The sequence below is a fragment of the Bacillus sp. FSL K6-0268 genome, assembly GCF_038005425.1.
GTDB classification, from domain to species: Bacteria; Bacillota; Bacilli; order Bacillales; family Bacillaceae_G; genus Bacillus_A; species Bacillus_A thuringiensis_S.
Genome location: NZ_JBBOTF010000003.1, coordinates 1 through 22,453, shown reverse-complemented (window position 1 = coordinate 22,453; position 22,453 = coordinate 1). Strand labels below are relative to the sequence as shown.

The window sequence follows — 22,453 nt, the reverse complement described above, 5'->3', positions numbered from 1 at the left end:
TATAAACATAAGTTATGACATCGAGCGAAACCCTGTAATTCCTGCATATAAAATTTAGGTTCAAAACTTTAAAAGTTATGACTCTGTTTTTGAAGTGCTGTAATATCAGTATGTAGACAGGTGTCATAACTTAAGGTCTAAAGTTACGGGGAAATAGGAGCGATTTTTATGAAATATGGCTATGCACGCGTAAGTACATTACACCAGGACCTGGGGTCCCAAATTCAAACATTGCAAAATGAAGGCTGTGAAGAAATTTATTCTGAAAAGTTTACTGGAACAAAAACAGATCGTCCAAAGTTTCAGGAATTATTATCTATATTAAAAACAGGGGATATGCTTGTTGTGACAAAACTAGATCGTTTTGCACGTTCAACAGTTGATGCGATACATATAATTAGAACGCTATTTGAAAAAGGTGTAAAGGTTCATATACTCAATATGGGATTAGTTGAAGATACACCAACAGGTAGGCTTGTATTCAATGTAATGAGCGCATTTGCTGAATTCGAAAGAGATATGATTGTAGAACGTACGCAAGAAGGAAAAGCGATCGCAAAGCTAAATCCTAATTTTAAAGAAGGGCGGCCAAAGAAATATAATAAGAAACAAATAGAACATGCCTTATTTCTTTTACATAATCATTCCTACAAAGAAGTGGAAGAAAAAATGGGTATTTCAAAAAGTACATTAATCAGAGCAAAGAGGCAATTAAAAAAAGAGAATGCAGCAGAAATTACAGTTACACCATAGCATTTATCCTTCCATTTACTTTTAATGGAAAAAGTCCTGCGGACTAGAGCAGCTACCCTGTCACTAAGCCATAAAGATAACGCCACTCCCCTTTCACTTTGATATAAGTCTCATCTAAATGTAAAACAGAGTGTACCTTTTTGTTTTTCTTTTTCCAAATTTGATAAATCAGATTTCCATATTCATGTACCCAACGCATGATGGTTGTGGGATGAACGGATATGCCACGTTCATTTAAGATTTCAGAAACATCACGATAACTCAAAGAAAAACGACAATAGTAGCCGACGGCGACCATAATGATACCTTTCTTGAATTGTTTTCCTTTAAAATATCTCATGCATCATGCTCCTCGAATCATTTTTCGTAACTACTCAGCTACCTTTTGGTGTTTTTTTAAATTTTACTAGTTTCATATGCCTCCTATTTGTAAATACTGAGTATATCAAACAGGGAGGTGAATAGGATGGTCGATCGAAAAATCATTTTAGATGCATATAAAAAAGGACCTGAAGCTGTTATTTCTTTATTTGAAGAAACATTTTCTAAGTTAGAAAAACGGATACTCGAACTAGAAAATGCTTCAAAAAAAAACTCTACAAATAGTCATAAACCACCTTCTACAGATGGTTTGCGTAAGCCTGTTACAAAAAGTTTACGCAAATCGTCTCATCGTCAAACTGGTGGCCAGTTGGGCCACAAAGGACATACTCTTGGTTTGACAGCGACTCCAGACCATACAATTACGTATTCTCCTACATATTGTACTTGTTGTAACACGTCCTTACACCAAGAACCTGTAAAAGGATACCGCATTCGCCAAGTGTATGATTTACCACCTATCCAGATAGAAGTGACGGAACATAAAGTGTCACAAAAAGAATGCCCACATTGCCATGCCATCCAAGGAGCCCTGTTTCCTTCTACCGTCTCTCGTCCTGTCCAATATGGTCCAAATATAAAAAGACTGGTTCCTTATTTAACACATTATCAGTGTCTTTCTTTGAAACGCACAAAAGAATTCTTTCAAGATTGTTTTGGACATTCGATTAGTGAAGGAACTTTGATAAATCATACAAACAGTTTTTCGGCTCAATTACAGCCCTTTCTCCAAGAAGTAAAAGACAAGATTCTTCAGTCTCCTGTTGTCCATTTTGATGAAACCGGTATGCGAGTAGAAAATAAAACACAATGGTTACATACTGCTAGTACACCGGAGGTGACATTGCAACATATTCATCAAAAACGCGGAAAGGAAGCAATGAATGCGGGAGAAATTTTACCGTCTTTTTCTGGAATTGCAATGCATGATGGTTGGAAAGGTTCTGGTGCAAAAAAGCGAAATGATTTGAAAATGCTCTTTCAAACTTGGCAATACTGGTGCTATTACTAAAAAAAGGTGTGTGATCAGTATGGAAAAAGAAAATATATTCAAATGGAAACAGTATCAGCCTGATATCATTGTATTAACCGTACGTTGGTACCTGCGGTACAACTTAAGTCTTCGTGATTTAGTGGAAATGATGGAGGAAAGAGGATTATTCTTAGTACATACAACAATTATGCGATGGGTGCATCAATATGGACCAGAATTAAATGAGCGTATTCGAAAACATTTGAAACCAACCAATGATTCTTGGCGTGTGGATGAAACATACATCAAAATCAAAGGAGAGAAAATGTACTTATATCGCGCGATTGATTCTGAAGGAAACACGATTGATTTTTATTTAAGTCGTAAAAGAGATGCGAAGGCTGCCAAACGTTTTCTAAAGAAAGCCTTGGCTTCTGTTCATGCCACAAAACCTCGTTCGATAACTGCTGATGGCGATAAAGCCTATCCTGTTGCAGTACGTGAACTAAAGGAAGAAAAGTGTATACCACACGGTATACCACTTCGTGTAAAAAAATACTTAAACAATATCATTGAGCAAGATCATCGGTTTATCAAAAAACGGATTCGGAATATGCTAGGATTGAAATCATTCCCTACAGCTATAAAAATGATTACTGGAATAGAAGCTATGCATATGATCAAAAAAGGACAAACTCTCCAAGGGGAGAAGTCTGTCCAAAAGCAGATATATCTTATCAATGAACTCTTTGGTTTAACAGCATAAAGTTCCATTCCGTTAGGAATCTTCTATTCTTTTTTCACATTCCACTATTGTTGCACCAGAACCTTTTTTTTTGAAGCATTTTCTAGTTCTTGTATACGTTTTTCTAACTTAGAAAATGTTTCTTCAAATAAAGAAATAACAGCTTCAGGTCCTTTTTTATATGTATCTAAAATAATTTTTCGATCGACCATAAGATTCACCTCCCCTGTTTGATATACTCAGTATTTACAAATGGGAGGCATATGAAACTAGTAAAATTTAAAAAAGACACCGAAAGGTGGCTGAGTAGTTACAAGAATTTATTCATCAATTATTTGGATTAACAGCGTAAAGAATGATTCCAGTAGGAATCCTCATTATTTTTTGGGAATGTATCCTTTATTTGCACCAGAACCAAAAATTCAGCAAAGTATGTCCCGCAAGGGAAACTGTTGGGATAACGCTGTGATGGAATCTTTTTTTAGCATCTTTAAACGCGAATGCTTACATGGAGAAAATCTAATTTCTCTCGCTCAAGTAAATCAGTTAGTCGCTGAATTTATTTATATGTACTATCATTCCGTTCGCCCTCATTCATCATTAAATGGCTTGACTCCGTATCAATATTCAAAATCAATTGCGTAATCTAATTGATGTTCCAGTTTTTCTTGACCAGGTCATTAAGTGTAGCGGGAGACATATATCGATATAACTCTTCGGCAAATAAAGACAGCTCTTGTTTTTGATGCATATTCATAAAAAGCACGTCACCCTTTCTCATTAACATAAGAGAATAGTAACATGCTTTTAAGTTTAAGAATAGTCTAAATCCTTAAGTTGATGGATGTGTGGTTCTACCCCTAAATAACGTAGTGGAACAAGACCATCGTTTCATTAAAAAACGTGTACGTTCTATGTTAGGATTTAAATCTTTTGGCACAGCCACATGTATTCTTGCAGGAGTAGAAGCCATGCATATGATAAAAAAAGAACAGGTTGATTTACAGGATCAGTCTGTTCGCAATCAAAAGAAATTTATTCATCAATTATTTGGATTAACAGCGTAAAGAATGATTCCAGTAGGAATTGTCATTATTTCTTGGGAATGTATCCTTTATTTGCACCAGAACCAAACCATTCGTTCCATATAGATTGGTTGTATCAACATGATCAAAACTAAAATATATCATGATAATCAGATCATCGATCTGCTGTTGTTCATTTTCAACTGCATTCCTCCCCATTCAAATCCCCTTTAAAGTTAACCTTGCTACGTAAAAAACTTTGATATAACTTCAGTTAACCGAAGTTATATCAAATAAAAGAATATTTCAGGTAAAAACCAAAACAGAACAAATTCAATGAAGAAATTCAAGCTGTATATACATTTGGCTTTTTTTCAAATGAAAATAATTTTTATATCATAATATACAAATGTCTTGCGTATTATTGTGTACGTACGGTAATTGGTATAGAATACAAAAAAAGCATCACTCTTTTTCATTCATTTTTCAGCTTGCGCATGAGGAAGTTATTGGGTAATCATCTTCTTCTCGCAGAATACAGTAAGGGAGAGTGTTTGTATGTTTAACCAATCGCTATTTGGGGATTCTAAACCATTACTACAAGAAATCGATCTAAAAATGAGTATAATGGAGTCTATACTTCTACTTCATTCTACTTCTGACTATGCGGATACAAAAGAAGTATATAAGGTTCATCAAATCCTTTTAGAAATGTTGAACTTGTTGCTGATTTTGGAACAAGAGCCTACGATGGCATCACTTGCAAAAGAGTTAAGTCTACAACTACAAACCATCCAAGAACAGTACAATAAAATCATTGGTACAAGTTAAAAACAGCACTTTTTGAAGAAGAAATGAAAATATCCTCATTCTGATACGAATGACACGTAACTATAAAAAAAGACTTGGATACAAATCCAAGTCTTTTTGTCAGCAAGTACATATTCGTCTAGAAGGCTTAGTGACAGGGTAGCTGCTGTAGTCCGCAAGGTGGTTTCCAGTTATAGTAAAAAATATGGGTTTATCATTAACATAATTGTTTGCTTTTTTACAAAAAGGTTCATAACTCTTAAAGTTTTGAACCTAAATTTTATATGCAGGAATTACAGGGTTTCGCTCGATGTCATAACTTATGTTTATAAACAGCAAAAAATTGAATGACTTTTGATAAAATACCGTATGCTTCAAAATATGCAATTTTATTTTACTTTTAATGGAAATTATTCTGCGGAGTAGAACAGCTAGCCCATATGGTGAATTTCATTTAGATATGGATAAAAGAATGGCTATTTAAAAGGATAACCAGCATCATTAATCAAAGAGTTATATTCATAAAATTCAAAAATATATTTCGCTCGAAGATGCTGTTTCTACCCCTCATAGATTTTAGACAGATACAAAGATTTAGCGTAAACGCAAAATCTCTTTTTGTAATATATTTCCGATTTCTTTTAGCATGAGTGCTGGGGGACTATTTTCTACAACATGTTCACTTAAATAAGTATCGAAATATAGTATGTACCCGTTTTCTTTTTGAAATACTATTTTCCCGATTTCTCCAAAGGTTTCATGGTCAAATATATAGTGAAAACTGGATTCTTCTAATTTTCTACGCACCGTTACTCCTTCAGGTAAACGTAATTTTTCACCATAAATGGCATTTGGATTTTCTATAGTGAATTTTTTTCCCAATATTTCTGAAATACGATGGTTGATTCCTACCAGGATCTCTTCCATAAGAAGAACATCCATCCCTTGCGAATGTGATTGGCAAAATAAAATAACTTCTTTTAAATTTTCATGTGCAGTTATAAGTTCTTCTTTTGTAATCATGTCAATTTCTTCTTCATAGTCTATCATCATTATGAAAAGCATTTGAACATCTTCATAAATACCGACTACAAGCGTATCTAGAACGTTTTGTGAGATAGATTTCATTGTCGTAACCACCTTTGTTTATAAATATAATTATAAAGATAATTTAATTCGAATCTTCAGCTTGTTCTTCACCGTGACCAAATAAATTTAAATATTCATCAAAAAAGTCGTAGATTACAAAAACTTGATAACCTTATAATTTCATCTGTATAAGTCGTCTTCATTCGTATCCATTCGCTCCATTCTATATTGTTAATGTGCGCTCAATGCATTGTTTATTTGATGTAAAAGCTCCAAACGCCCATTTCGTAAACGCATATATTCATTCTCCTTATTCAAGTGATAGCCACTTCTTTTGTCTAACTCATAATAGGGGACGATAACGTTTTACGCAAGACTGCATTCAAAAATCCCATTAATTGCTGTCTTCATTTCCTTGGGTTCCAAATAATTGCTTAAAAGCAAAATCAATACGTAAATTGATGCAATTATTCATTCCGAGGCCTCTCTTCTTAGCATTTCATACCGGTTCTGGTGCAACAATAGTGGAATGTGAAAAAAGAATAGAAGATTCCTAACGGAATGGAACTTTATGCTGTTAAACCAAAGAGTTCATTGATAAGATATATCTGCTTTTGGACAGACTTCTCCCCTTGGAGAGTTTGTCCTTTTTTGATCATATGCATAGCTTCTATTCCAGTAATCATTTTTATAGCTGTAGGGAATGATTTCAATCCTAGCATATTCCGAATCCGTTTTTTGATAAACCGATGATCTTGCTCAATGATATTGTTTAAGTATTTTTTTACACGAAGTGGTATACCGTGTGGTATACACTTTTCTTCCTTTAGTTCACGTACTGCAACAGGATAGGCTTTATCGCCATCAGCAGTTATCGAACGAGGTTTTGTGGCATGAACAGAAGCCAAGGCTTTCTTTAGAAAACGTTTGGCAGCCTTCGCATCTCTTTTACGACTTAAATAAAAATCAATCGTGTTTCCTTCAGAATCAATCGCGCGATATAAGTACATTTTCTCTCCTTTGATTTTGATGTATGTTTCATCCACACGCCAAGAATCATTGGTTGGTTTCAAATGTTTTCGAATACGCTCATTTAATTCTGGTCCATATTGATGCACCCATCGCATAATTGTTGTATGTACTAAGAATAATCCTCTTTCCTCCATCATTTCCACTAAATCACGAAGACTTAAGTTGTACCGCAGGTACCAACGTACGGTTAATACAATGATATCAGGCTGATACTGTTTCCATTTGAATATATTTTCTTTTTCCATACTGATCACACACTTTTTTTTAGTAATAGCACCAGTATTGCCAAGTTTGAAAGAGCATTTTCAAATCATTTCGCTTTTTTGCACCAGAACCGCAACGATACGTTGACGTGCCGAAAAGAGTTGGGCAAGGATGGAGAGGGCTGCGAAACAAGGTGAAGTGGCCCTCTCCAAAGGTGGAGATTTTCTGAAGAGAAACGGAAGAAAATACGACCTGTTCCTTGCGGAACTGTTAGCCTTTTGGGGTATAGTTGCATAGTCTGTCATTGAAAAAAATGAGAATATGGTATAATAAAAGAATAAATAACGGTGAGAAAAGTGAGGGAGAACGATGAAAAATCATGATATCGTGAATGGTCAAATTCTCCAAACGAACAAGAAATGGTCACGTTTGAAGCAGAATCAGAAGAATTTGATCGCAGAATGGCTACAAGAAGAATATCGAGGTTTTATCGCCGTGTATTTGCGAAAACCTAAACGCTTTGAAGAAGAGTATATGATAGATAGTGTGATGGAACGAATGCAGGCACGTGATATTTGGATACCGTATGTAGAAGTAAAGACGTATTTCACACGTAAAAAGGGAAAGTGGTATCGGAAATTAGAAAGTGAGTTAGAAAACAGAAGAATCGAAGAAGAGGAACAGATTCGATTAAAAAATGAAAGAATCGGAACGCCGATTTGTTAAGGTAAATAGGGATGTATGAGAAAAGACGTACTGAAATACAGTACGTCTTTCTGTGTCCGTAAGCCTTTCGGGAGAAAGCGCAATTCCAATGTCGATTGTGTCAGATAATCGGTATACAATTGTTATAGATGTAGGATGGAATTGCTGTTTTTACTATATGTGAAATCTGTTTTTTTTATACGTTTTCTAGGTGATGTATTCCATTTTATTTTTGAGAGAAATCATAAAATAAGGACAAAACGATGTATATTTGACATGTCTTGCCCTCATTTTGAATGGAGTTAAGGAAAAATAAGCAATGACAATCCAACGAAACAGATGTAGTTTTGGTGCAAATAACAGTAGTAGGATGGGATTGTCATGTTAGGATGTACAAAAAGAAAAATTTTATGCGAAAATGGTTATAAAAACCATTCTATGAAAAAGTATGGTAAAATAGAGGAGACATGTGTATAAAGAATTCGAATTTCTCCTTCATCAAGAGGAAAGATAGCGCATGGCAAGAACGACTAATGGATCTAATTCTTGATTATAGGCGACCACTAACGGATGTGTGAATCCATATAGTTTTGTTAATTTCCGAAGTGTTTCTTGTTTCTTCTTAATTTTTTGGTAAATAGGAAATATAGGATGTAGACATGAATAGCTTCCCGTGTTGTAAACAATATGTTATAAAGTATACATACATTTCACCCGAATAAAAACGGTAACAAGAGAGAAAATATTCTATTTGAAAAGGAGAAAAACAGAAGGATGAAATCAACAGGGATCGTACGAAGAATAGACCAGTTAGGACGGATTGTGATACCAAGGGAAACAAGGCGTACGCTTGATATCCACGAAAAAGATGCCATAGAAATATTTGTAGAAGAGGAAAGTGTAATTTTACAGAAATATAAATCGGACGGTACGTGTCTTGTAACAGGAGAAATTTCTTCCCAGAACATCAAACTAGCGGACGGACAGCTGACGTTGAGTCCAGAAGGAGCGAAACAGCTTCTGGAGGAATTAGAACAGTATCTGGAAAGAGTTTGAGAATACGAGGGGGGAATGCAGGATGGAGAAAAAATCACAACCTATTTTAAAAGAAAGAGCTAGAAATACCGTATCGATGCAGGAACGGTTATTACAAGAAGTCATACAAAAGAAGAAGGTCACTTCTTTGATTTTAATCAATGGATTTCATATGAAAGGAATTGTAAAAGAATATGATGCATTTTCTATTTTGGTAGAATTCGATGATAAAAATCATCTGATTTATAAACATGCGATTTCAACGATTCGATTATAAAAAAAGCATGAATCCCAATGATTTCATGCTTCTGTAGTCTGATAGATAGACAGACAGATACATATTTAGTTGTTTACTGCTTCTTTTAATTGTTTACCGGCTTTAAAGGCAGGTGCTTTTTTCGCAGGAATGATAAGAGATTCTCCCGTACTTGGATTCCGTCCTTCTCGTGCAGCACGTTCTCGGACCTCGAATGTCCCAAATCCAATTAGTTGGACATTGTCACCATTTTGCAACACGTGTTGAATGGATTCTAATAGGGTATCTACAGTTAAACTGGCATGTGATTTTTTTAGTCCTGTTTTGACTGCTACTTGCGTAATTAATTCTGTTTTATTCATATAGCACCTCTTATTGTAAATTGTATTTATTTTAGTATAAGGGGAGAAAGAGAACGGTGCAAGATAGTTTGTACGTGTAACATGTTAGATTCTTTGCGAATGAAAACACGTGTATATAAGAAAATACCCTGAACAAAGAATGAGGCGAAAGAAGATGACAAATGTTTTTTATATGGAGCTCAACGATCTTGATTATGAACTCGAACGAGGTGCGGAAATACTGAGAGTATTGGCACATCCTGTCCGTCTACAAATTGTACATCAATTAGTCAGGAAACAGACTTTAAATGTGACCGAATTACAACAGATTTTAACATTGCCGCAATCTACGGTTTCACAACATCTCCATAAAATGAGAAATCATAAAGTGTTATCACATGAACGCAAAGGAACAGAAGTATTTTATCGAGTGGACGATAAACAAGTGAAACAAGCGCTTTACGTACTGATGGGCTAAACAGCTAGTTTCGTGTATCTGCCTAGTTATGTACGGATATAAAAATAAAACGAGAAGAGGGGGCTTCTATGGGTGGGAATTTATATTACACGTATATCACAATAAAAGAAATCATTTTTATCCATGCCTATGTGACAGGGAAAGAAATTCCCTCTTCACAAGCATTACAAATTCTAGGACAATTTGATCCGGAAGAAATCCCAGGTACAATTAGAGAAACGCGTCGGTATCGTATACGAAATAATGGAGAAGAATTGTTCCAATACTATAGACAGAAACATCCGAAATTATTTGAGAAACAAAGATTATGCACGTACGAAGAGTTGAAGCAACGAGCGGTGTATTACTGTTCGGCCCATTTGACGATTCACATGTAATTCAGGATGTACAGGATAATGTTCTGTTCACTTGAATATCACCTAATAAATGACAATTGAATCCAATTTATTAGCCGAGGGTGATAAAAAACGAATGCTCAGATTCCTCTATAACGAAAGAGAAGAAAGCGCCGAACACAATTTAGGTCTTGAAAGATAAAAAGCATCCATCCGAATAGATAAGGGGATGAAAAGATGGATAGTAAATATTTCAGGTAGAAAGGGATATAAATCAGTGAGAATAAGTGCATATACAAGAGGTTTATAAAATTTCACGTATCATAATAAAAAGAATAAAATAAAACACCCAAAACAAAGGTTGCTTCTTCTCTCCTTCCTCCGCTACAATAGATATATACTTTCTTTGCCCATTCCCCCGAAAAAGGGGAATAACAAAAAAGACAGAATACGAAATAAGAAAGGTGACTCACTCTATGAATCAACCTTTAGTGAATTTACGAGTTGATTATGCTTTTAAGCAATTATTTGGTGTACAGGGACAAGAGGAATTACTGATTTCTTTTTTAAATGCAATCTTGCATGAATCCTTATCTATACCGATAGTATCGCTAAAAATTGAAGACCCACACCTCCATAAAGAATACGAAGAAGATAAATTATCCATACTAGATATATTAGCGACACTTCAAGATGAAACAAAAGTTAATATTGAAATTCAGTTGCGAAATACACAAGAAATTGTGAAACGCTCCCTGTATTATTGGAGTAAGTTATATACATCCCAATTAGAGCAGGGTATGCCTTACCGCTCTTTGCGAAAAACGATTGCCATCAATCTATTAGATTTTAAGCTCTTTCCTCATTATGATGATATGCATACAGTCGGACAATTTTGGAGCAGGCAACAGAAGGAAGTGTTACTTGAAGACCTAGAAATACATTTCATCGAGATTCCAAAGCTAGTAAGACAATGGAGAGAAGAAAAAATTAATCCGTGGGAAAATGAATTCGCTCGTTGGTTACTTTTACTACCAGCGCACGAAGATGAACATTTAACCCACACGTTGGAGGATATCGCCATGAAACAAGATCCAATGTTACAGAAGGCAATCCACAAATGGGAAAATATGAGTCAGAGTAGCTCTTTCCGTCTCGCATATGAAGCACGTGAAAAAGTGTTATTTGATGAACAAGCGAAATTAGCACATGCTCGTGAGGTTGGTATAGAAGAAGGTATGGAAAAAGGGAAAAAAGTTGGGAAAGAAGAAGGGATTCAAGAAGGAAAAATCCAACTTATCCGAGGCATGCATAAAAATGGCATGGATATAGAAGATATTTCGAAGTTTACCAATATGGATATGTCGGAAGTACGCCATATTTTGGAACAATAACAGAGAGACATCCCATCGCATGAGATGTCTCTCTGTTATTGTCAGATTATTCTGAAATGTCTAGAGATATTTCTCCCTTACTAAACAATCGATTGTACTGTTCCTGTATACTTTGGAGTTGTAAACTTAGTCCTTTTGCCAGTGGTGTCATTTTGAGGTCTTGTTGTAAGATGAGCAATAACTGGGACACTTTTATAAGCATCTCGTGAATCTCATATGCTTCTTCTATTAATCCGTCGACAGAAACCTGCTGAAGGATAGACTCAATTCGGCTCATTTTCCAATCAATTTCTTGTAATAATTGTGTAGAATTTCCAGACCATGATTTGTCCACTATAACCCCTCTCCTGTCTTCTATATCTATGTGTATCCAACTTACTTCTATTTTTTCATGTTACTATGGAAAAATAAAAAAGCATTCTGTTCTATTCATTTTATAATTGAATATTTTCACATCTATAACTAGTCCTCTAAGTTTAGTGGTATATGGTATGAGCATTCCGAATTTCCATTAAAATATCGGCAATTCGTTTGCCATTTTTCAAAATCATGCGGTCTTTTATATATCCATCTATACATTGTCCTAATTCTTGATTTGACATTACTTCTATTTCACCGCTGTCCTGTATTTTACTTGTTAACAAAGTGGGTTGCTCACTTAACGAGCAATACAATTGTAACGTTTCAGCTAAAAATGTCACTAATGGTTTCAACAGGACATCATATTGCGGAAGCATATCAGCAGCGATTTGTTCATTTAAAACAAAATGAATATGATTCTCCTTTACGTCAAATCGATATAAAAAAATCATATACACAAGCACTCCTTTACATTTCATGTGTGGAAAGTATAGGAGGAAATAAGAGACGTCTACGGTTGTATCATTCTCGCATTCCCACAACTGAATAAAAGAATGGTGCATACTCATTATATATCATGGGAAGGCACTGTTCAATTTGTTATTTCATTTTAGCTGGATATTTCCAATATTGCTTATCTTTTTTATCAGCGTTTATCTTTGTTTTTTGTTTCTTTTGCTCTACTTTGTTCTTCACTTGACTTTGTTGTTTGAATGTATCTAACTTTATTTGCATTTGTTCCACCTGTTCTTTTACTTCCTTAAGTTCCAACTTAATTTCTGATAGCAATCTTAAAATGGCATCGCCTTTATTCATAACAACCACCTTATTTCAGAAGATGAATATTTTCTCAATATATAATAGATTGAATTTTCTGTTTTATTAAGTATACTTAAGAAGAATAACTGTCATTATTCCCTTCTCGAAGGACGGACTATGCCAATAGAACCGTTCTTTTTTTGTTAATACCTTTTATTATTTAGAAATTTATTATACTATATATTTGCGTAACTTTCATTTCATCTTTTACCTATGGGCAGACTATTTCAATAGTCTGTTCTTTTTTATTTAACAGTTCGTAAAGGTGTACTTTTTCAGATACATAGAAACATAGGGAAAGACACGTCCATAAAAGTTAGTTTTTTATTTTACAGACATCTTTAATTTTTATATACCTTTACAGATATAAATGAGCTATAATTATGGTTGAGGTGAAAATGTTGCAAGATAAAAAGTTTGGATATGTCAGAGTTTCCAGTAAAGACCAAAATGAAGAACGTCAGATTGAAAATATGAAATATCTTGGAATAGAAGATCGGGATATTTTTATTGATAAGCAATCTGGTAAAAATATGAAGAGAGAAAATTATCAAATGTTAAAACGATTAGCTCGTTCAGGCGATACAATTGTTTTTGATTCTTTGACAAGGTTAGGTCGTAGTATGAATGATGTGTTAGAAGAATTTCGTTATTTTGAACAACAGCGTATTAATTTGCAATTTATTAAAGAGCCCTTTATTAATGTGAATTATAATGGCGAAAGTACAAACGATGTGATTCAGCAAGCTGTACAAAAAGCAACCCTGACCATTTTATCCGCTTTTGCAGAAAAGGAAAGAAATGATATTAAACAACGACAAGCGGAAGGGATTGCATTAGCAAAGAAAAAAGGAAAACATTTAGGAAGACCACCGGTACAAATTACAGATCAATTTATTGAGGCATACCGGGAATGGCAGTCTGGAGAGATTACAGCAGTCGGGGCAATGAGAAAATATAATATAAAGCGTTCTTCTTTTTATAAATTAGTCAAAGAATATGAGGGGCGAGCAACGAGGATATATATGGATAAAAATGATTGACACTTTGAAAGAAAAAATCAAGTTTCTTCCTATTATATAAGGAGTGTGTAACTGTCCCCTTAGTAGATATTTATTATACTTAATCATATCTTGCAAAATTTGGCGAAGACGTGATACACGTGAAGAGAATCCCCTTGATAGGTTTTGATTGCTGTTGCACGCATAAATTGTATAAGTAAAACTATTGCTTTTAAACAAATGTTTGATTCGTCATGATTCATACAAATTCCGAGGAGATTCGCTATTTATATCGAATCCCTCTAAAAGAACATGGTGTTGCCGTTCAGCCCACAACATAGCGCCGTGTTCAGGAAAAAAGGGATTCGTCCTAAACATCGATCTTCATTCTCCGTTGGTTTATGTTTTTAAACTTTGTACCAAAATTGCATATTTTTATAAAAAAGAGGGTTCTGGTGCAAAGAAAGGATACGTTCCCAAGAAATAATGAGGATTCCTATTGGAATCATTCTTTACGCTGTTAATCCAAATAATTGATGAATAAATTCTTTTTGATTTTGAACAGACTGATCCCGTAAATCAACCTGTTCTTTTTTTATCATATGCATGGCTTCTACTCCTGCAAGTATACATGTAGCGGTGCCAAAAGATTTAAATCCTAACATAGAGCGTACACGTTTTTTAATGAATCGATGGTCTTGTTCCACTACGTTATTTAGATATTTTATCTGCCGAATTTGAGTGCCTAACGGCACTTTTTTCTCGCTCTTTAATTTAGTGATGGCAACTGGATAAGCAGGATTTTTATCAATTGTGATTGTACGAGGTTTTGAGGCATGAAAAGAATGCAAAGCCTTTTTAAAGAATCGCTTTGCAGCCTTATGATTTCTAGTTTTACTGAGATAGAAGTCAATCGTATTTCCTTCAGAATCAACCGCACGGTATAAATACATCCATTGCCCTTTTACTTTTATATATGTTTCATCCACTCGCCATGAATCATTTGTTTGTTTCAGATGACATCGAATCCGTTGATCCAGTTCCGGTCCGTATTGATGGACCCAGCGCATAATCGTTGTATGAGCTAAAGATAATCCTCTTTCTTCCATCATTTCCACCAAGTCTCGAAAACTTAGATTGTACCGTAGGTACCAACGTACAGTTAATACAATGATATTCGGTTGGTAATGCTTCCATTTAAACAAATTGTCCTTTTTCATACTGATCACACACCTTTTATAGAGTAATACTATCAGTATGTCCAAGGTTTAGAGATTACTTGCAATTAACCTAATTTTTTTGCACCAGAACCCCTTAATATATGTGTTTGGTTTTCAAAAACCAGTAATTCCATTTGAATTTTGAATATTTTTCACTATAATTAATCTAGAAAGTTAGTTGAATTTCATCTTTTTGTAATCAATTACTATGAAGTTACTTCTTCACGAACCTTATAGTAAGTCGGTATGAAAAAGTATTCTACAGGTTTATTAAAAATAGTAGAGATCTTTTCTGCTCGTTCTGCATTCACTCCAGATTTTCCTTTTTCTATAGAATGTAGCACTTGTGGACTAATGTTTAATATTTGAGAAAGGAACTCTAAGGAACAATTCCGAGCTTTTCTCTCATGCTTTAAAGTCATTTTTTAACCTCCTTTCGGTTATCCTTACAAATATATTATATCACTTTTAAAGTTAAAACAACTGTTTTTTTTAATTTTTATTGTTTTTATTTATATTTTAATCACCTTTGAAGTTAAGTAACCCTCTCAGAAGTTAAAACAGACGTATATCTAGCAAAAAAAACGCACATCATATCCTAAAATTAAGAGGGAGGAAAATAAAATGAGTATTTTTGGAGCACGTGTAAAAACATTAAGACTAGAAGCTGGATGGAGCATGAAACAGCTAGGTGAAAAAATAGGAGAAGTTAGTGGAACAAGTTTCGCTCAAACAACCGTTTCAAATTGGGAAAATAAAGGGGCTGAACCTCCATATAGCGTTTTAATAGTTATGGCTAATCTTTTCCAAGTCAGTACAGATTATTTGGTTGGCAATACTCAAACCATTCAAAATAGGGAATTGGCTTTAGAAAGACATCAAACAAAAATGGATAATAATATAGAAGATACAGAGGTTGAACAAAATCACGAACTGCCTTTTATGACACATGACCTTTATGAAGATCTACTTACATTACCACTAAACAAAAAAGAAAAATTAGAGAAGCAACTTCATGAATACACAGAATTTATTAGTTATAAGTATGAAAAGTTACAAGAAGAATATATGAATTTCAGAAAATATATCAAATACGAAATTAAAGCCTCCAGTTCAAATTAACCGGAGGCTTTTCTTAAGTTACAATCTTTTATTCTTACATTAACGATTGATATCTCATAATAATAGTTATACAATAGGATATATAAAGAAATATAACCTTATTAAAGTTATGAAAGCAAAATAAAAAAAATAAACCCTACCACAACCTGTTTTTAATTGGCAAATCACTTTGGCCGGTGAACCAATTAAAAACTCAATCAGAGTAGGGGGCTTATTTATAATTATATTTTCTACATATTTATTATAGCATGTAAAAAATATAATGTGAATAAAAACCTCTACTTTTCCAGCATTTTTCTGTTTATTTGTGGTGGAAAAAATAGGAGGTTTTTTCTGTGTTATTAAAAAACTTTTTGCTTAGTCGAGCAAAAGCTGAATTAAGTCCTCGAATTAAACATTTATCCAAAACACCAGGAACTATTAATCAATCAATCAAGAAAGTTACTACTTATATTGATAATATTGTCCATGATGAATATGAAGGTGTTACCACAAAAGATTACCTTACCAAAAGACAATTTGAAGCCTTTGAGACTGTTTTATCTTATTTAGTACAAGAAGGTTATGCCCAAGTAAGGCAAGAGCATATTTGTAAAAAATCGGGTATTTCTAAACCAATTATTAATTACGTGTTGAAATGGCTGCAAGATTTAGGAATATGCCAACAAATAAAGGTAAGACGGCACGGAAAGATCGCTCCTTCCGTTTACATCTTGACTATACATAATAATTATTTAAAAATCATTGAATACTTCAAGGTGAAATGGGCTTTAGCTATTGATATATGCTCTACTTTCACAGACTTTTTAAAGAAAAAAACCTCAAAAGAAAAAAGTGAATCTGAAGATGAAACTCAAATATCTGTTTCCCCTAATGGATTAGATATTTTTAATATTGAAATGGAAAAAGAATTACAATCTGAACCTACTTCTACTCAGAAGCGAGAGGAAGACTTAAACACTTACTTAAGTGAAGATCAGAAAAGAGCTTACCACCATATAATGAGTCAGCGTGTAACAAATTTAACTGAAAATGATGCTTATGTCATTGCTTTAAGGTTGCCACCAGATTTAGATAACTTAGAAACGTCTGGTGAGTGGGCTTTTGAAGAATCTGTTAAATGGTTTAGAGATAACAAAGCTGACTATAGCGCTCCAGCTCATTTTATGAAAATGTTTAGTGAGAAATTAAAGTTTTATCAAAAACAAAGAATAATTGAATCTCAAAAACGTCTTGCAAATATGGGGATGGATAAAAAGAATAATAGTACAATCCCCTTCGATGTATTCAAAAAAATGCTTGTTCCGAATTCGTAAACCTCATTTTCCAAAAAATAATTATTATTTAGCCTTGCTTGAAAAAAATCACATATAGCAAGGCTATTCGTCATGTCTTTATTAATCCCCCACTTTCTTTAAGCTTCTTCAAACGCTTAAAGAAAAAAACAACCACATTTTGCATGAGGATTTTCATATTCCGCTTAAAATTCTAGTAAAAAAAGCCTTCCCTTTTAAAAATGAATATCCCTAAATTTACCCACATTTTAACCTAGAAATTTACTAAGCTATAATTCTAGAACACCTGTCAGAGTAAGCATAAAAGGCTATATTTTATTTCTAATGTTTTTATTGGTTTTACTTTTTTAAAACAAGATTTAATAAATAAAGTAATTTCATTTTTAATTTGTATTTTAAAAAGTGAATTTTGTCACTCCTTAGGGAGGAAATACTTTTTACCAATGATAATTACAGCAATCTTAAAATAAGCTAAAGAGATTCCCTATGAATTTACAATTTTAAACTTATTATAAATTCGTTTATTTGACTTTTTGTGGAAAAGGCATACGTTTTAATTTTAAATAGCAATTTTCAACGAAGTTTAGGGAATCTCTTTATATAGAAAAAAATAAATTATAGGATTTTGGACAATTAATGTGGAAACGTTCTATATAAAAAATAAAGGAGGGCGAACAATTGCAAGAACGCTCATTTTGGACAAAAGATGTTGCCGAACGCTTAGAAATAGGTACAAGTACACTTAGAAAATGGTGTATAGCTTTAGAACAGGAACAATATTCTTTTGTAAAAGGTGCAAAAAATAGTCGTGCTTTTGTTCAAAAGGATATTAAAGTACTAGAACAGATGAAAAAGCTGATTCAAGAGGCTGGAATGAGTATTGAAGGAGCCGTGAAGGTTGTTGTATCTGTTCCTTTTACTGAAGTTGAAACAGATAATGATCTAGAGAATGATAACAGAACGCCTAGCGTTCTATCAGAGAACGTAATGAATTTACCTAAAGGTTTTATAGAACAATTACTCCAAGAACAGATATTACTAAAAGAGAAAATTCAACAGCTCGAACGTATTGAGACCATGAATGCCGAACGGTTAGAACGCATGGAGAACAGATACAAGGAACGAGATAATTTGCTATTAACACATGTTAGAGAGATACAAGAAACTAAACAACTTTTAGTAGCATCTCAAAACAAACAAAAGGAAAAAAAGTGGTGGGAATTTTGGAAAAAACATATTTAAAGTAAATTATTTTAAGTTAGAATAAATCACTTTAAATCAACTGGATTGTATTTTTTGAAGTGACATCTCAATTAAAAATCATTTTAAATTAAAATAATTTATATTTATTTATTCATGTTGCTTTTTCTGGTTAATCACAGTAAAATGTAATTAATATAAGTTAAAATGATTTAAAATAAATTATTTTTCGATAAGGAAGGGGTAATATAAATGAAATTCAATTATTTTGTAGAAGATGACAATGGTAATTCCGAGAAGAAGATTACAATTAATGGAGAAATGATGAAATTTCCAAACACATATAGTTATGTGTATAAAGAGCCTGTTCCGCAAGATAAAAAAATTGAAGACTTAGTGCATGGATTAATTCATAATATGGATGTTACTGTTAATTCATCAGCTTTGAAAGGTCAAGTAGCTCAAAGGGTGTTTGTGGGAGAACGTGCCATTCGCTCTGGTGAAGATCTTCAGAATCTTAACATTAAATCAAACCGTGGTAAGCATAGACAAGATACTACAATTATGACAACAGTTAGTGCAATTGCTTGTCGTTCGGTTAAAGATATGTTTAAAAATCAAAACTCTATAGAAGAAGGCACAAATATAGAAGCAATTGTTTCTATGGTTACAGCTTTACCAGCTAGTGAATGGACAAAAGAAAAGGCAAAACAACTCTCCGAAAGATTTACAAATAGTAGTCACCATGTAACGGTAACTGTGGGTGATTTGAGAGTTTATGTAACTTTGAAATTTGAAAAAGTAATTGTTGTACAAGAAGGGACTATTGCCCTATTTGCTTTAATCGAGGATGGTAATGGGAAATATAGAAATGATGACATATTTAATGAGTTTAAAGAAACTTATGATATGAAAGATATAACGGGTGAATACTTCCAAGAAAAACGTCTTCTACACATAGACATTGGTGATGGAACAACAGAATATGTTGTTACAAAAGGTTATGATTATGATAATGATCACAGTTCGGGAGAAAGACATGGTATAGGTCATGCGATTGAACGTGCTAAAAAAGATTTCGAAGATGAATGGGGTTTTTCTATAGAAAGACAAGAGTTTGCCGGATATCTAAAAGAAGAGCATCCTAAATATTATGAAGATGCTAAAAAGTTCTTAGCAAGAGCTAAATTTAATTTAGCTGATGAAGTATTAGATACTGCGGAAACTAAATTACAAGATTTAAAATATGATGTAGAAGTCGTGGTTGTCTATGGCGGTGGAAGTATCCAATTAAAAGAAAATCTTTTCGAAGACCTAAAAGAAATTTGTGATTCTAAAAAAATTAAAATATTATGGATTAATGCTAAGAAAGCAACGGAAATGAATGTTAAAGGCATGACAGTATTTAGTTCAATTGCATTTCAAAAAGAACAAGTAAAATAGGTGATTATGATGGCTAAACCAAAAGCGATTCAAATTCCATTATCGGAAAAAATGCGTCAAAGATGTCCAGAACTATTTGTTTGGATAGAATCACAGGAAAACCCTAATGAAGCTACTAGAAAGGTGTTAGAACATTTTATAGCGTTATACGGGACACAAAGTGTTGATAACGAAGAAATAAAGCTTGGAATGGCGAAAGACTTGTTAAGTGCAAAAGGTATGCTACAAGGAGATATCCCAAGAGGTTTACCTTCCAAATCACCTTTAACATACAAACAGCCAGAAGAGGGTAATGTAATTGAAGAAAATCAGCCGAAAGATGTTCATATTGAAAAATCGAAAGAAAAAATTCAAGAAGATCCAGTAAATAAGCCTATAGAAAGAAATATAGATATCAACAAGTGGACGAATTAATATTTTTTTAAAATGAACTTTAAGAGTAACATTTTTATGAAAAGAAGCAAAAAACAACAAGATGCATAATGACATGATGGAGTGCTTACTTATTAGAGAAGGGGAAATAGCCGCATTACATTTGTAATGCGGCTATTTCCCTTTTTTATGAGTAATACTCTCAGCCAGTATTGCCATGTGCATAACTAACTATAGCACTGCTAGCTTGTTGGACATCTAATCCGATAGAAGGATTTCCAATTGTAAAAATGCCTATAGCGATAAGACTTACTAAACTTAGTTTTAAGAGCTTCATTTTAACACCTCTTTGCTAATGGTTTTTTCCTTTGCCTGATAAGTTAAATGGAAATATGTGCTGGATTTTTCGAATTGTGTATCGTTATAAAACTGAAGAGCTAAAATTTCGTAATATTCTTGAATATACTCCCATAGTTTTTCTTGGTTAAAGTATGCCATTCCTGCTAAAATAGTATTTTCTAAAATTTCAGTTTCAGCTTTGTTGCATAAATTATCAAGAATTTCAAAGTGATATTGGTATTCTAGTATCTCTAATTCTTTACAAATATGTAGTCCTTTTTTTATAAGATCTGATGCAATTTCTGTTTCTCCTAACCTTAGGCGTTGTTTAGCTTCAATAAAAAGTGCTCTATAGTTATTTGACATCTTCTCATTTACTTCAGATAAATAGCGAACTGCCAAGACAGATTGCTTTTGTGCAGCATACATTAACCCCAAATTTTGACGAGCAATCAAAATATCTCTTTCGTTACCGAATGTACGAAATAAGTCTATTGCTGTGAGGAAATATTCTTCTGCCATCTCGAATTCGTTTAAGTGAGTACAAGCTAATCCTAAAAGATTATTACAATAGGAAATTTTCAATTCGCAATCAGCGTTATTAATAAATATATCCTTGGATATATTTGCATATTTTATGGCGAAAAGAGCTTGATGAATATGGTAATGAAAAATGGCTAAATTATAATAGAATTCAGCTTTTTCAAGATCATCAGGAATGTGTATTAGTAGAACTTCAGCTTTTTCATAATGCTCTTTTGCTAAATTATAACTTCCAACTGCATTTGAGTGAATGGCCTTAAAAAAGTGGTAGTAATATGCTAGGTAATCTTCTTTTGGAGTTTCGAAATCTTCGATTTTGTCAAAACTATTTTTAGAAATGCCCATGTTATTGATTAAATAGTCATGTCTAAAATCAAGAAGCGAATAATAAAAAAGTAAATTTTGATTATCTGCAAGGTCATTAATGTGTTCATCAATTTCTTTTTTTAATCGTGTAGAATTTTCTCTATTTCTCGCACGAATTTGTAAATACCATTCATTAAGTAATTCAGTAAGTTGTTCATTTCCCTTTAATTGAACGTTCATATAATCCTCCTACATAAATATTCCAATCTAGTGTGTGAAAATAACATCAGTTGTGAAATGGTTTTCGAATTTTCTTCCGATTAATATTGGTATATTAAATGATAGCAAAAAAAGAATCGGATTTGCATCTGTAATAATATTTCTCAACAAAATTTCTTTATAATTTTAAATTTTCAGACCTTTAATGCAATCATAATCCTCCAATCCATTCAGAAATGATAATGTTTTCCCTGCATATTAAACTAGTCTTGCGCATTAGAGAAATGATAAATGAATGATAATTTTTCCTGTTTTTGAACTTTGTACAAGTATAACAAAAGATATCCAGATATATTATGTATATATGCATATCCATTATTTACTAGGTTTTGTTTGTATTTGCTGTTTTTTAGGCTGAGCATTTATATGTATCCATAGGGATAGGATTAGACATTGTATATATGGTGGCGTATATTCGAAAGTTCAATAACATGTATTGTGAATTAGAAATCACTATATGCCTGCTTTATTTACGCCCACTCAACCAATGAAGAAAATAGAATTTGATTTTGAAGATTACCTAAAGAAAAAGAATAGCTTTTTTGCTGTTTTTAGTGGTACAAATTCAAAATATAAAATTTTACTCATATATATCTAG

The 22,453-nt window shown here is 33.2% G+C and carries 28 protein-coding genes and 4 pseudogenes; 18 read left to right on the top strand and 14 right to left on the bottom strand.

Annotated features, from left to right (window positions below; genetic code table 11):
• Positions 1 to 168: 168 nt before the first annotated feature.
• A complete protein-coding gene (locus MHI28_RS33425) occupies positions 169 to 753 on the top strand; it encodes a recombinase family protein (protein WP_340828838.1) in 585 nt (194 codons plus the stop codon).
• A 70-nt stretch (positions 754 to 823) separates the two neighbouring features.
• On the opposite strand, the pseudogene MHI28_RS33420 reads toward MHI28_RS33425, so the two are convergent.
• A pseudogene (locus MHI28_RS33420) lies at positions 824 to 1,093 on the bottom strand (IS66 family transposase); the annotation flags it as partial.
• Positions 1,094 to 1,219: 126 nt separating this feature from the next.
• Between MHI28_RS33420 and tnpC the strand changes: the two are divergent.
• Both tnpC and MHI28_RS33410 read left to right on the top strand, forming a co-directional pair.
• Positions 1,220 to 2,086: pseudogene (tnpC, locus tag MHI28_RS33415) on the top strand (IS66 family transposase); the annotation flags it as partial.
• 79 nt (positions 2,087 to 2,165) lie between these two features.
• The gene (locus MHI28_RS33410; RefSeq protein WP_100910607.1) at positions 2,166 to 2,873 is read left to right on the top strand and encodes an IS6 family transposase; all 708 of its coding nucleotides are present in this window, start codon (positions 2,166 to 2,168) and stop codon (positions 2,871 to 2,873) included.
• A 44-nt stretch (positions 2,874 to 2,917) separates the two neighbouring features.
• Here MHI28_RS33410 and MHI28_RS33405 read toward each other — a convergent pair whose 3' ends face one another.
• Entirely contained in the window at positions 2,918 to 3,064 is a 147-nt protein-coding gene (locus MHI28_RS33405) for a hypothetical protein (protein ID WP_157812409.1), read from the bottom strand.
• Between the two features lie 178 nt (positions 3,065 to 3,242).
• Here MHI28_RS33405 and MHI28_RS33400 point away from each other — a divergent pair, with 178 nt between their 5' ends.
• The 3 genes and pseudogenes from MHI28_RS33400 (at position 3,243) to MHI28_RS33390 (ending at position 4,708) form a co-directional block, all read left to right on the top strand.
• Positions 3,243 to 3,497 carry an integrase core domain-containing protein gene (locus MHI28_RS33400; protein ID WP_332872792.1) on the top strand — a complete coding sequence of 85 codons (255 nt, stop codon included), beginning with the start codon at positions 3,243 to 3,245 and terminating at the stop codon, positions 3,495 to 3,497.
• Positions 3,498 to 3,712: 215 nt separating this feature from the next.
• Positions 3,713 to 3,919: pseudogene (locus MHI28_RS33395) on the top strand (DDE-type integrase/transposase/recombinase); the annotation flags it as partial.
• A 516-nt stretch (positions 3,920 to 4,435) separates the two neighbouring features.
• Positions 4,436 to 4,708, top strand: a complete 273-nt coding sequence (locus tag MHI28_RS33390) for a hypothetical protein (protein WP_078188157.1) — start codon at positions 4,436 to 4,438, stop codon at positions 4,706 to 4,708.
• A 573-nt stretch (positions 4,709 to 5,281) separates the two neighbouring features.
• Here MHI28_RS33390 and MHI28_RS33385 read toward each other — a convergent pair.
• The 3 genes and pseudogenes from MHI28_RS33385 to MHI28_RS33380 form a co-directional block, all read right to left on the bottom strand.
• Entirely contained in the window at positions 5,282 to 5,815 is a 534-nt protein-coding gene (locus MHI28_RS33385) for a hypothetical protein (RefSeq protein WP_100910608.1), read from the bottom strand.
• 302 nt (positions 5,816 to 6,117) lie between these two features.
• A pseudogene (locus MHI28_RS36355) lies at positions 6,118 to 6,251 on the bottom strand (PD-(D/E)XK nuclease family transposase); the annotation flags it as partial.
• Between the two features lie 94 nt (positions 6,252 to 6,345).
• Positions 6,346 to 7,053, bottom strand: coding sequence for an IS6 family transposase (locus MHI28_RS33380; RefSeq protein ID WP_100910607.1), 708 nt, complete (start codon positions 7,051 to 7,053; stop codon positions 6,346 to 6,348).
• Between the two features lie 328 nt (positions 7,054 to 7,381).
• Here MHI28_RS33380 and MHI28_RS33375 point away from each other — a divergent pair, with 328 nt between their 5' ends.
• Positions 7,382 to 7,738 carry a hypothetical protein gene (locus MHI28_RS33375; protein ID WP_000788501.1) on the top strand — a complete coding sequence of 119 codons (357 nt, stop codon included), beginning with the start codon at positions 7,382 to 7,384 and terminating at the stop codon, positions 7,736 to 7,738.
• A 477-nt stretch (positions 7,739 to 8,215) separates the two neighbouring features.
• On the opposite strand, the gene MHI28_RS33370 is transcribed toward MHI28_RS33375, so the two are convergent.
• Positions 8,216 to 8,344, bottom strand: coding sequence for an aspartyl-phosphate phosphatase Spo0E family protein (locus MHI28_RS33370; RefSeq protein ID WP_233937015.1), 129 nt, complete (start codon positions 8,342 to 8,344; stop codon positions 8,216 to 8,218).
• Between the two features lie 147 nt (positions 8,345 to 8,491).
• Here MHI28_RS33370 and MHI28_RS33365 point away from each other — a divergent pair, with 147 nt between their 5' ends.
• Both MHI28_RS33365 and hfq read left to right on the top strand, forming a co-directional pair.
• Positions 8,492 to 8,773, top strand: coding sequence for an AbrB/MazE/SpoVT family DNA-binding domain-containing protein (locus MHI28_RS33365; RefSeq protein ID WP_078188152.1), 282 nt, complete (start codon positions 8,492 to 8,494; stop codon positions 8,771 to 8,773).
• A gap of 22 nt (positions 8,774 to 8,795) precedes the next feature.
• Positions 8,796 to 9,029, top strand: coding sequence for an RNA chaperone Hfq (gene hfq, locus MHI28_RS33360; protein ID WP_078188151.1), 234 nt, complete (start codon positions 8,796 to 8,798; stop codon positions 9,027 to 9,029).
• A 65-nt stretch (positions 9,030 to 9,094) separates the two neighbouring features.
• On the opposite strand, the gene MHI28_RS33355 is transcribed toward hfq, so the two are convergent.
• Entirely contained in the window at positions 9,095 to 9,370 is a 276-nt protein-coding gene (locus tag MHI28_RS33355; RefSeq protein ID WP_078188150.1) for an HU family DNA-binding protein, read from the bottom strand.
• Between the two features lie 154 nt (positions 9,371 to 9,524).
• On the opposite strand from MHI28_RS33355, the gene MHI28_RS33350 reads away from it, so the two are divergent.
• The 3 genes from MHI28_RS33350 to MHI28_RS33340 all read left to right on the top strand — a co-directional run bounded on the left by MHI28_RS33350 (position 9,525) and on the right by MHI28_RS33340 (position 11,556).
• Complete coding sequence (locus MHI28_RS33350) at positions 9,525 to 9,827, top strand: ArsR/SmtB family transcription factor (protein WP_078188149.1); 303 nt, start codon at positions 9,525 to 9,527, stop codon at positions 9,825 to 9,827.
• Positions 9,828 to 9,895: 68 nt separating this feature from the next.
• Positions 9,896 to 10,204 (top strand): 50S ribosomal protein L7ae, encoded by a 309-nt coding sequence (locus tag MHI28_RS33345; protein ID WP_098806372.1) that lies wholly within the window; start codon positions 9,896 to 9,898, stop codon positions 10,202 to 10,204.
• Between the two features lie 434 nt (positions 10,205 to 10,638).
• Positions 10,639 to 11,556, top strand: coding sequence for an Rpn family recombination-promoting nuclease/putative transposase (locus MHI28_RS33340; protein ID WP_100910707.1), 918 nt, complete (start codon positions 10,639 to 10,641; stop codon positions 11,554 to 11,556).
• Between the two features lie 46 nt (positions 11,557 to 11,602).
• On the opposite strand, the gene MHI28_RS33335 is transcribed toward MHI28_RS33340, so the two are convergent.
• The 3 genes from MHI28_RS33335 to MHI28_RS33325 all read right to left on the bottom strand — a co-directional run bounded on the left by MHI28_RS33335 (position 11,603) and on the right by MHI28_RS33325 (position 12,732).
• The gene (locus MHI28_RS33335; RefSeq protein WP_078188146.1) at positions 11,603 to 11,890 is read right to left on the bottom strand and encodes a hypothetical protein; all 288 of its coding nucleotides are present in this window, start codon (positions 11,888 to 11,890) and stop codon (positions 11,603 to 11,605) included.
• Positions 11,891 to 12,032: 142 nt separating this feature from the next.
• Positions 12,033 to 12,368, bottom strand: coding sequence for a hypothetical protein (locus tag MHI28_RS33330; RefSeq protein ID WP_176116748.1), 336 nt, complete (start codon positions 12,366 to 12,368; stop codon positions 12,033 to 12,035).
• A gap of 148 nt (positions 12,369 to 12,516) precedes the next feature.
• Positions 12,517 to 12,732, bottom strand: a complete 216-nt coding sequence (locus MHI28_RS33325) for a hypothetical protein (protein ID WP_078188144.1) — start codon at positions 12,730 to 12,732, stop codon at positions 12,517 to 12,519.
• Positions 12,733 to 13,118: 386 nt separating this feature from the next.
• On the opposite strand from MHI28_RS33325, the gene MHI28_RS33320 reads away from it, so the two are divergent.
• Positions 13,119 to 13,778: a recombinase family protein gene (locus tag MHI28_RS33320; protein WP_100910708.1), complete on the top strand. Its 660-nt coding sequence runs from the start codon at positions 13,119 to 13,121 to the stop codon at positions 13,776 to 13,778.
• A 470-nt stretch (positions 13,779 to 14,248) separates the two neighbouring features.
• Here the strand turns inward: MHI28_RS33320 and MHI28_RS33315 are convergent, their stop codons facing one another.
• Together MHI28_RS33315 and MHI28_RS33310 are read right to left on the bottom strand one after the other, a co-directional pair.
• On the bottom strand, positions 14,249 to 14,956 hold the full coding sequence (locus MHI28_RS33315; RefSeq protein ID WP_100910638.1) for an IS6 family transposase: 708 nt from the start codon (positions 14,954 to 14,956) through the stop codon (positions 14,249 to 14,251).
• Between the two features lie 206 nt (positions 14,957 to 15,162).
• A complete protein-coding gene (locus MHI28_RS33310; RefSeq protein ID WP_340828832.1) occupies positions 15,163 to 15,378 on the bottom strand; it encodes a helix-turn-helix domain-containing protein in 216 nt (71 codons plus the stop codon).
• A gap of 202 nt (positions 15,379 to 15,580) precedes the next feature.
• Between MHI28_RS33310 and MHI28_RS33305 the strand changes: the two genes are divergently transcribed.
• From MHI28_RS33305 to MHI28_RS33285, 5 genes are all read left to right on the top strand, one after another.
• A complete protein-coding gene (locus MHI28_RS33305) occupies positions 15,581 to 16,078 on the top strand; it encodes a helix-turn-helix domain-containing protein (protein ID WP_340828831.1) in 498 nt (165 codons plus the stop codon).
• A gap of 335 nt (positions 16,079 to 16,413) precedes the next feature.
• Positions 16,414 to 17,394 carry a Replicase RepFR55 gene (locus MHI28_RS33300; protein ID WP_340828830.1) on the top strand — a complete coding sequence of 327 codons (981 nt, stop codon included), beginning with the start codon at positions 16,414 to 16,416 and terminating at the stop codon, positions 17,392 to 17,394.
• Positions 17,395 to 18,051: 657 nt separating this feature from the next.
• Positions 18,052 to 18,615, top strand: coding sequence for a DUF3967 domain-containing protein (locus MHI28_RS33295; protein WP_340828829.1), 564 nt, complete (start codon positions 18,052 to 18,054; stop codon positions 18,613 to 18,615).
• A 210-nt stretch (positions 18,616 to 18,825) separates the two neighbouring features.
• Positions 18,826 to 20,016, top strand: a complete 1,191-nt coding sequence (locus MHI28_RS33290) for a ParM/StbA family protein (RefSeq protein WP_340828828.1) — start codon at positions 18,826 to 18,828, stop codon at positions 20,014 to 20,016.
• 9 nt (positions 20,017 to 20,025) lie between these two features.
• On the top strand, positions 20,026 to 20,430 hold the full coding sequence (locus MHI28_RS33285; protein ID WP_255258254.1) for a hypothetical protein: 405 nt from the start codon (positions 20,026 to 20,028) through the stop codon (positions 20,428 to 20,430).
• Positions 20,431 to 20,590: 160 nt separating this feature from the next.
• On the opposite strand, the gene MHI28_RS33280 is transcribed toward MHI28_RS33285, so the two are convergent.
• Together MHI28_RS33280 and MHI28_RS33275 are read right to left on the bottom strand one after the other, a co-directional pair.
• Positions 20,591 to 20,725, bottom strand: a complete 135-nt coding sequence (locus tag MHI28_RS33280) for a hypothetical protein (RefSeq protein ID WP_340828826.1) — start codon at positions 20,723 to 20,725, stop codon at positions 20,591 to 20,593.
• On the bottom strand, positions 20,722 to 21,816 hold the full coding sequence (locus MHI28_RS33275) for a Rap family tetratricopeptide repeat protein (protein ID WP_340828824.1): 1,095 nt from the start codon (positions 21,814 to 21,816) through the stop codon (positions 20,722 to 20,724). Before MHI28_RS33275 ends, MHI28_RS33280 begins: the two co-directional genes overlap by 4 nt.
• Between the last annotated feature and the right edge of the window lie 637 nt (positions 21,817 to 22,453).

What these genes read in the sequence shown, in the direction of transcription:
- MHI28_RS33425 (WP_340828838.1), top strand. Translation starts at nt 169, where the DNA reads ATGAAATATGGCTATGCACGCGTAAGTACATTACACCAGGACCTGGGG.
- MHI28_RS33410 (WP_100910607.1), top strand. Translation starts at nt 2,166, where the DNA reads ATGGAAAAAGAAAATATATTCAAATGGAAACAGTATCAGCCTGATATC.
- MHI28_RS33405 (WP_157812409.1), bottom strand. Translation starts at nt 3,064, where the DNA reads ATGGTCGATCGAAAAATTATTTTAGATACATATAAAAAAGGACCTGAA.
- MHI28_RS33400 (WP_332872792.1), top strand. Translation starts at nt 3,243, where the DNA reads ATGTATCCTTTATTTGCACCAGAACCAAAAATTCAGCAAAGTATGTCC.
- MHI28_RS33390 (WP_078188157.1), top strand. Translation starts at nt 4,436, where the DNA reads ATGTTTAACCAATCGCTATTTGGGGATTCTAAACCATTACTACAAGAA.
- MHI28_RS33385 (WP_100910608.1), bottom strand. Translation starts at nt 5,815, where the DNA reads ATGAAATCTATCTCACAAAACGTTCTAGATACGCTTGTAGTCGGTATT.
- MHI28_RS33380 (WP_100910607.1), bottom strand. Translation starts at nt 7,053, where the DNA reads ATGGAAAAAGAAAATATATTCAAATGGAAACAGTATCAGCCTGATATC.
- MHI28_RS33375 (WP_000788501.1), top strand. Translation starts at nt 7,382, where the DNA reads ATGAAAAATCATGATATCGTGAATGGTCAAATTCTCCAAACGAACAAG.
- MHI28_RS33365 (WP_078188152.1), top strand. Translation starts at nt 8,492, where the DNA reads ATGAAATCAACAGGGATCGTACGAAGAATAGACCAGTTAGGACGGATT.
- hfq (WP_078188151.1), top strand. Translation starts at nt 8,796, where the DNA reads ATGGAGAAAAAATCACAACCTATTTTAAAAGAAAGAGCTAGAAATACC.
- MHI28_RS33355 (WP_078188150.1), bottom strand. Translation starts at nt 9,370, where the DNA reads ATGAATAAAACAGAATTAATTACGCAAGTAGCAGTCAAAACAGGACTA.
- MHI28_RS33350 (WP_078188149.1), top strand. Translation starts at nt 9,525, where the DNA reads ATGACAAATGTTTTTTATATGGAGCTCAACGATCTTGATTATGAACTC.
- MHI28_RS33345 (WP_098806372.1), top strand. Translation starts at nt 9,896, where the DNA reads ATGGGTGGGAATTTATATTACACGTATATCACAATAAAAGAAATCATT.
- MHI28_RS33340 (WP_100910707.1), top strand. Translation starts at nt 10,639, where the DNA reads ATGAATCAACCTTTAGTGAATTTACGAGTTGATTATGCTTTTAAGCAA.
- MHI28_RS33330 (WP_176116748.1), bottom strand. Translation starts at nt 12,368, where the DNA reads ATGATTTTTTTATATCGATTTGACGTAAAGGAGAATCATATTCATTTT.
- MHI28_RS33325 (WP_078188144.1), bottom strand. Translation starts at nt 12,732, where the DNA reads ATGAATAAAGGCGATGCCATTTTAAGATTGCTATCAGAAATTAAGTTG.
- MHI28_RS33320 (WP_100910708.1), top strand. Translation starts at nt 13,119, where the DNA reads ATGGTTGAGGTGAAAATGTTGCAAGATAAAAAGTTTGGATATGTCAGA.
- MHI28_RS33315 (WP_100910638.1), bottom strand. Translation starts at nt 14,956, where the DNA reads ATGAAAAAGGACAATTTGTTTAAATGGAAGCATTACCAACCGAATATC.
- MHI28_RS33310 (WP_340828832.1), bottom strand. Translation starts at nt 15,378, where the DNA reads ATGACTTTAAAGCATGAGAGAAAAGCTCGGAATTGTTCCTTAGAGTTC.
- MHI28_RS33305 (WP_340828831.1), top strand. Translation starts at nt 15,581, where the DNA reads ATGAGTATTTTTGGAGCACGTGTAAAAACATTAAGACTAGAAGCTGGA.
- MHI28_RS33290 (WP_340828828.1), top strand. Translation starts at nt 18,826, where the DNA reads ATGAAATTCAATTATTTTGTAGAAGATGACAATGGTAATTCCGAGAAG.
- MHI28_RS33285 (WP_255258254.1), top strand. Translation starts at nt 20,026, where the DNA reads ATGGCTAAACCAAAAGCGATTCAAATTCCATTATCGGAAAAAATGCGT.
- MHI28_RS33280 (WP_340828826.1), bottom strand. Translation starts at nt 20,725, where the DNA reads ATGAAGCTCTTAAAACTAAGTTTAGTAAGTCTTATCGCTATAGGCATT.
- MHI28_RS33275 (WP_340828824.1), bottom strand. Translation starts at nt 21,816, where the DNA reads ATGAACGTTCAATTAAAGGGAAATGAACAACTTACTGAATTACTTAAT.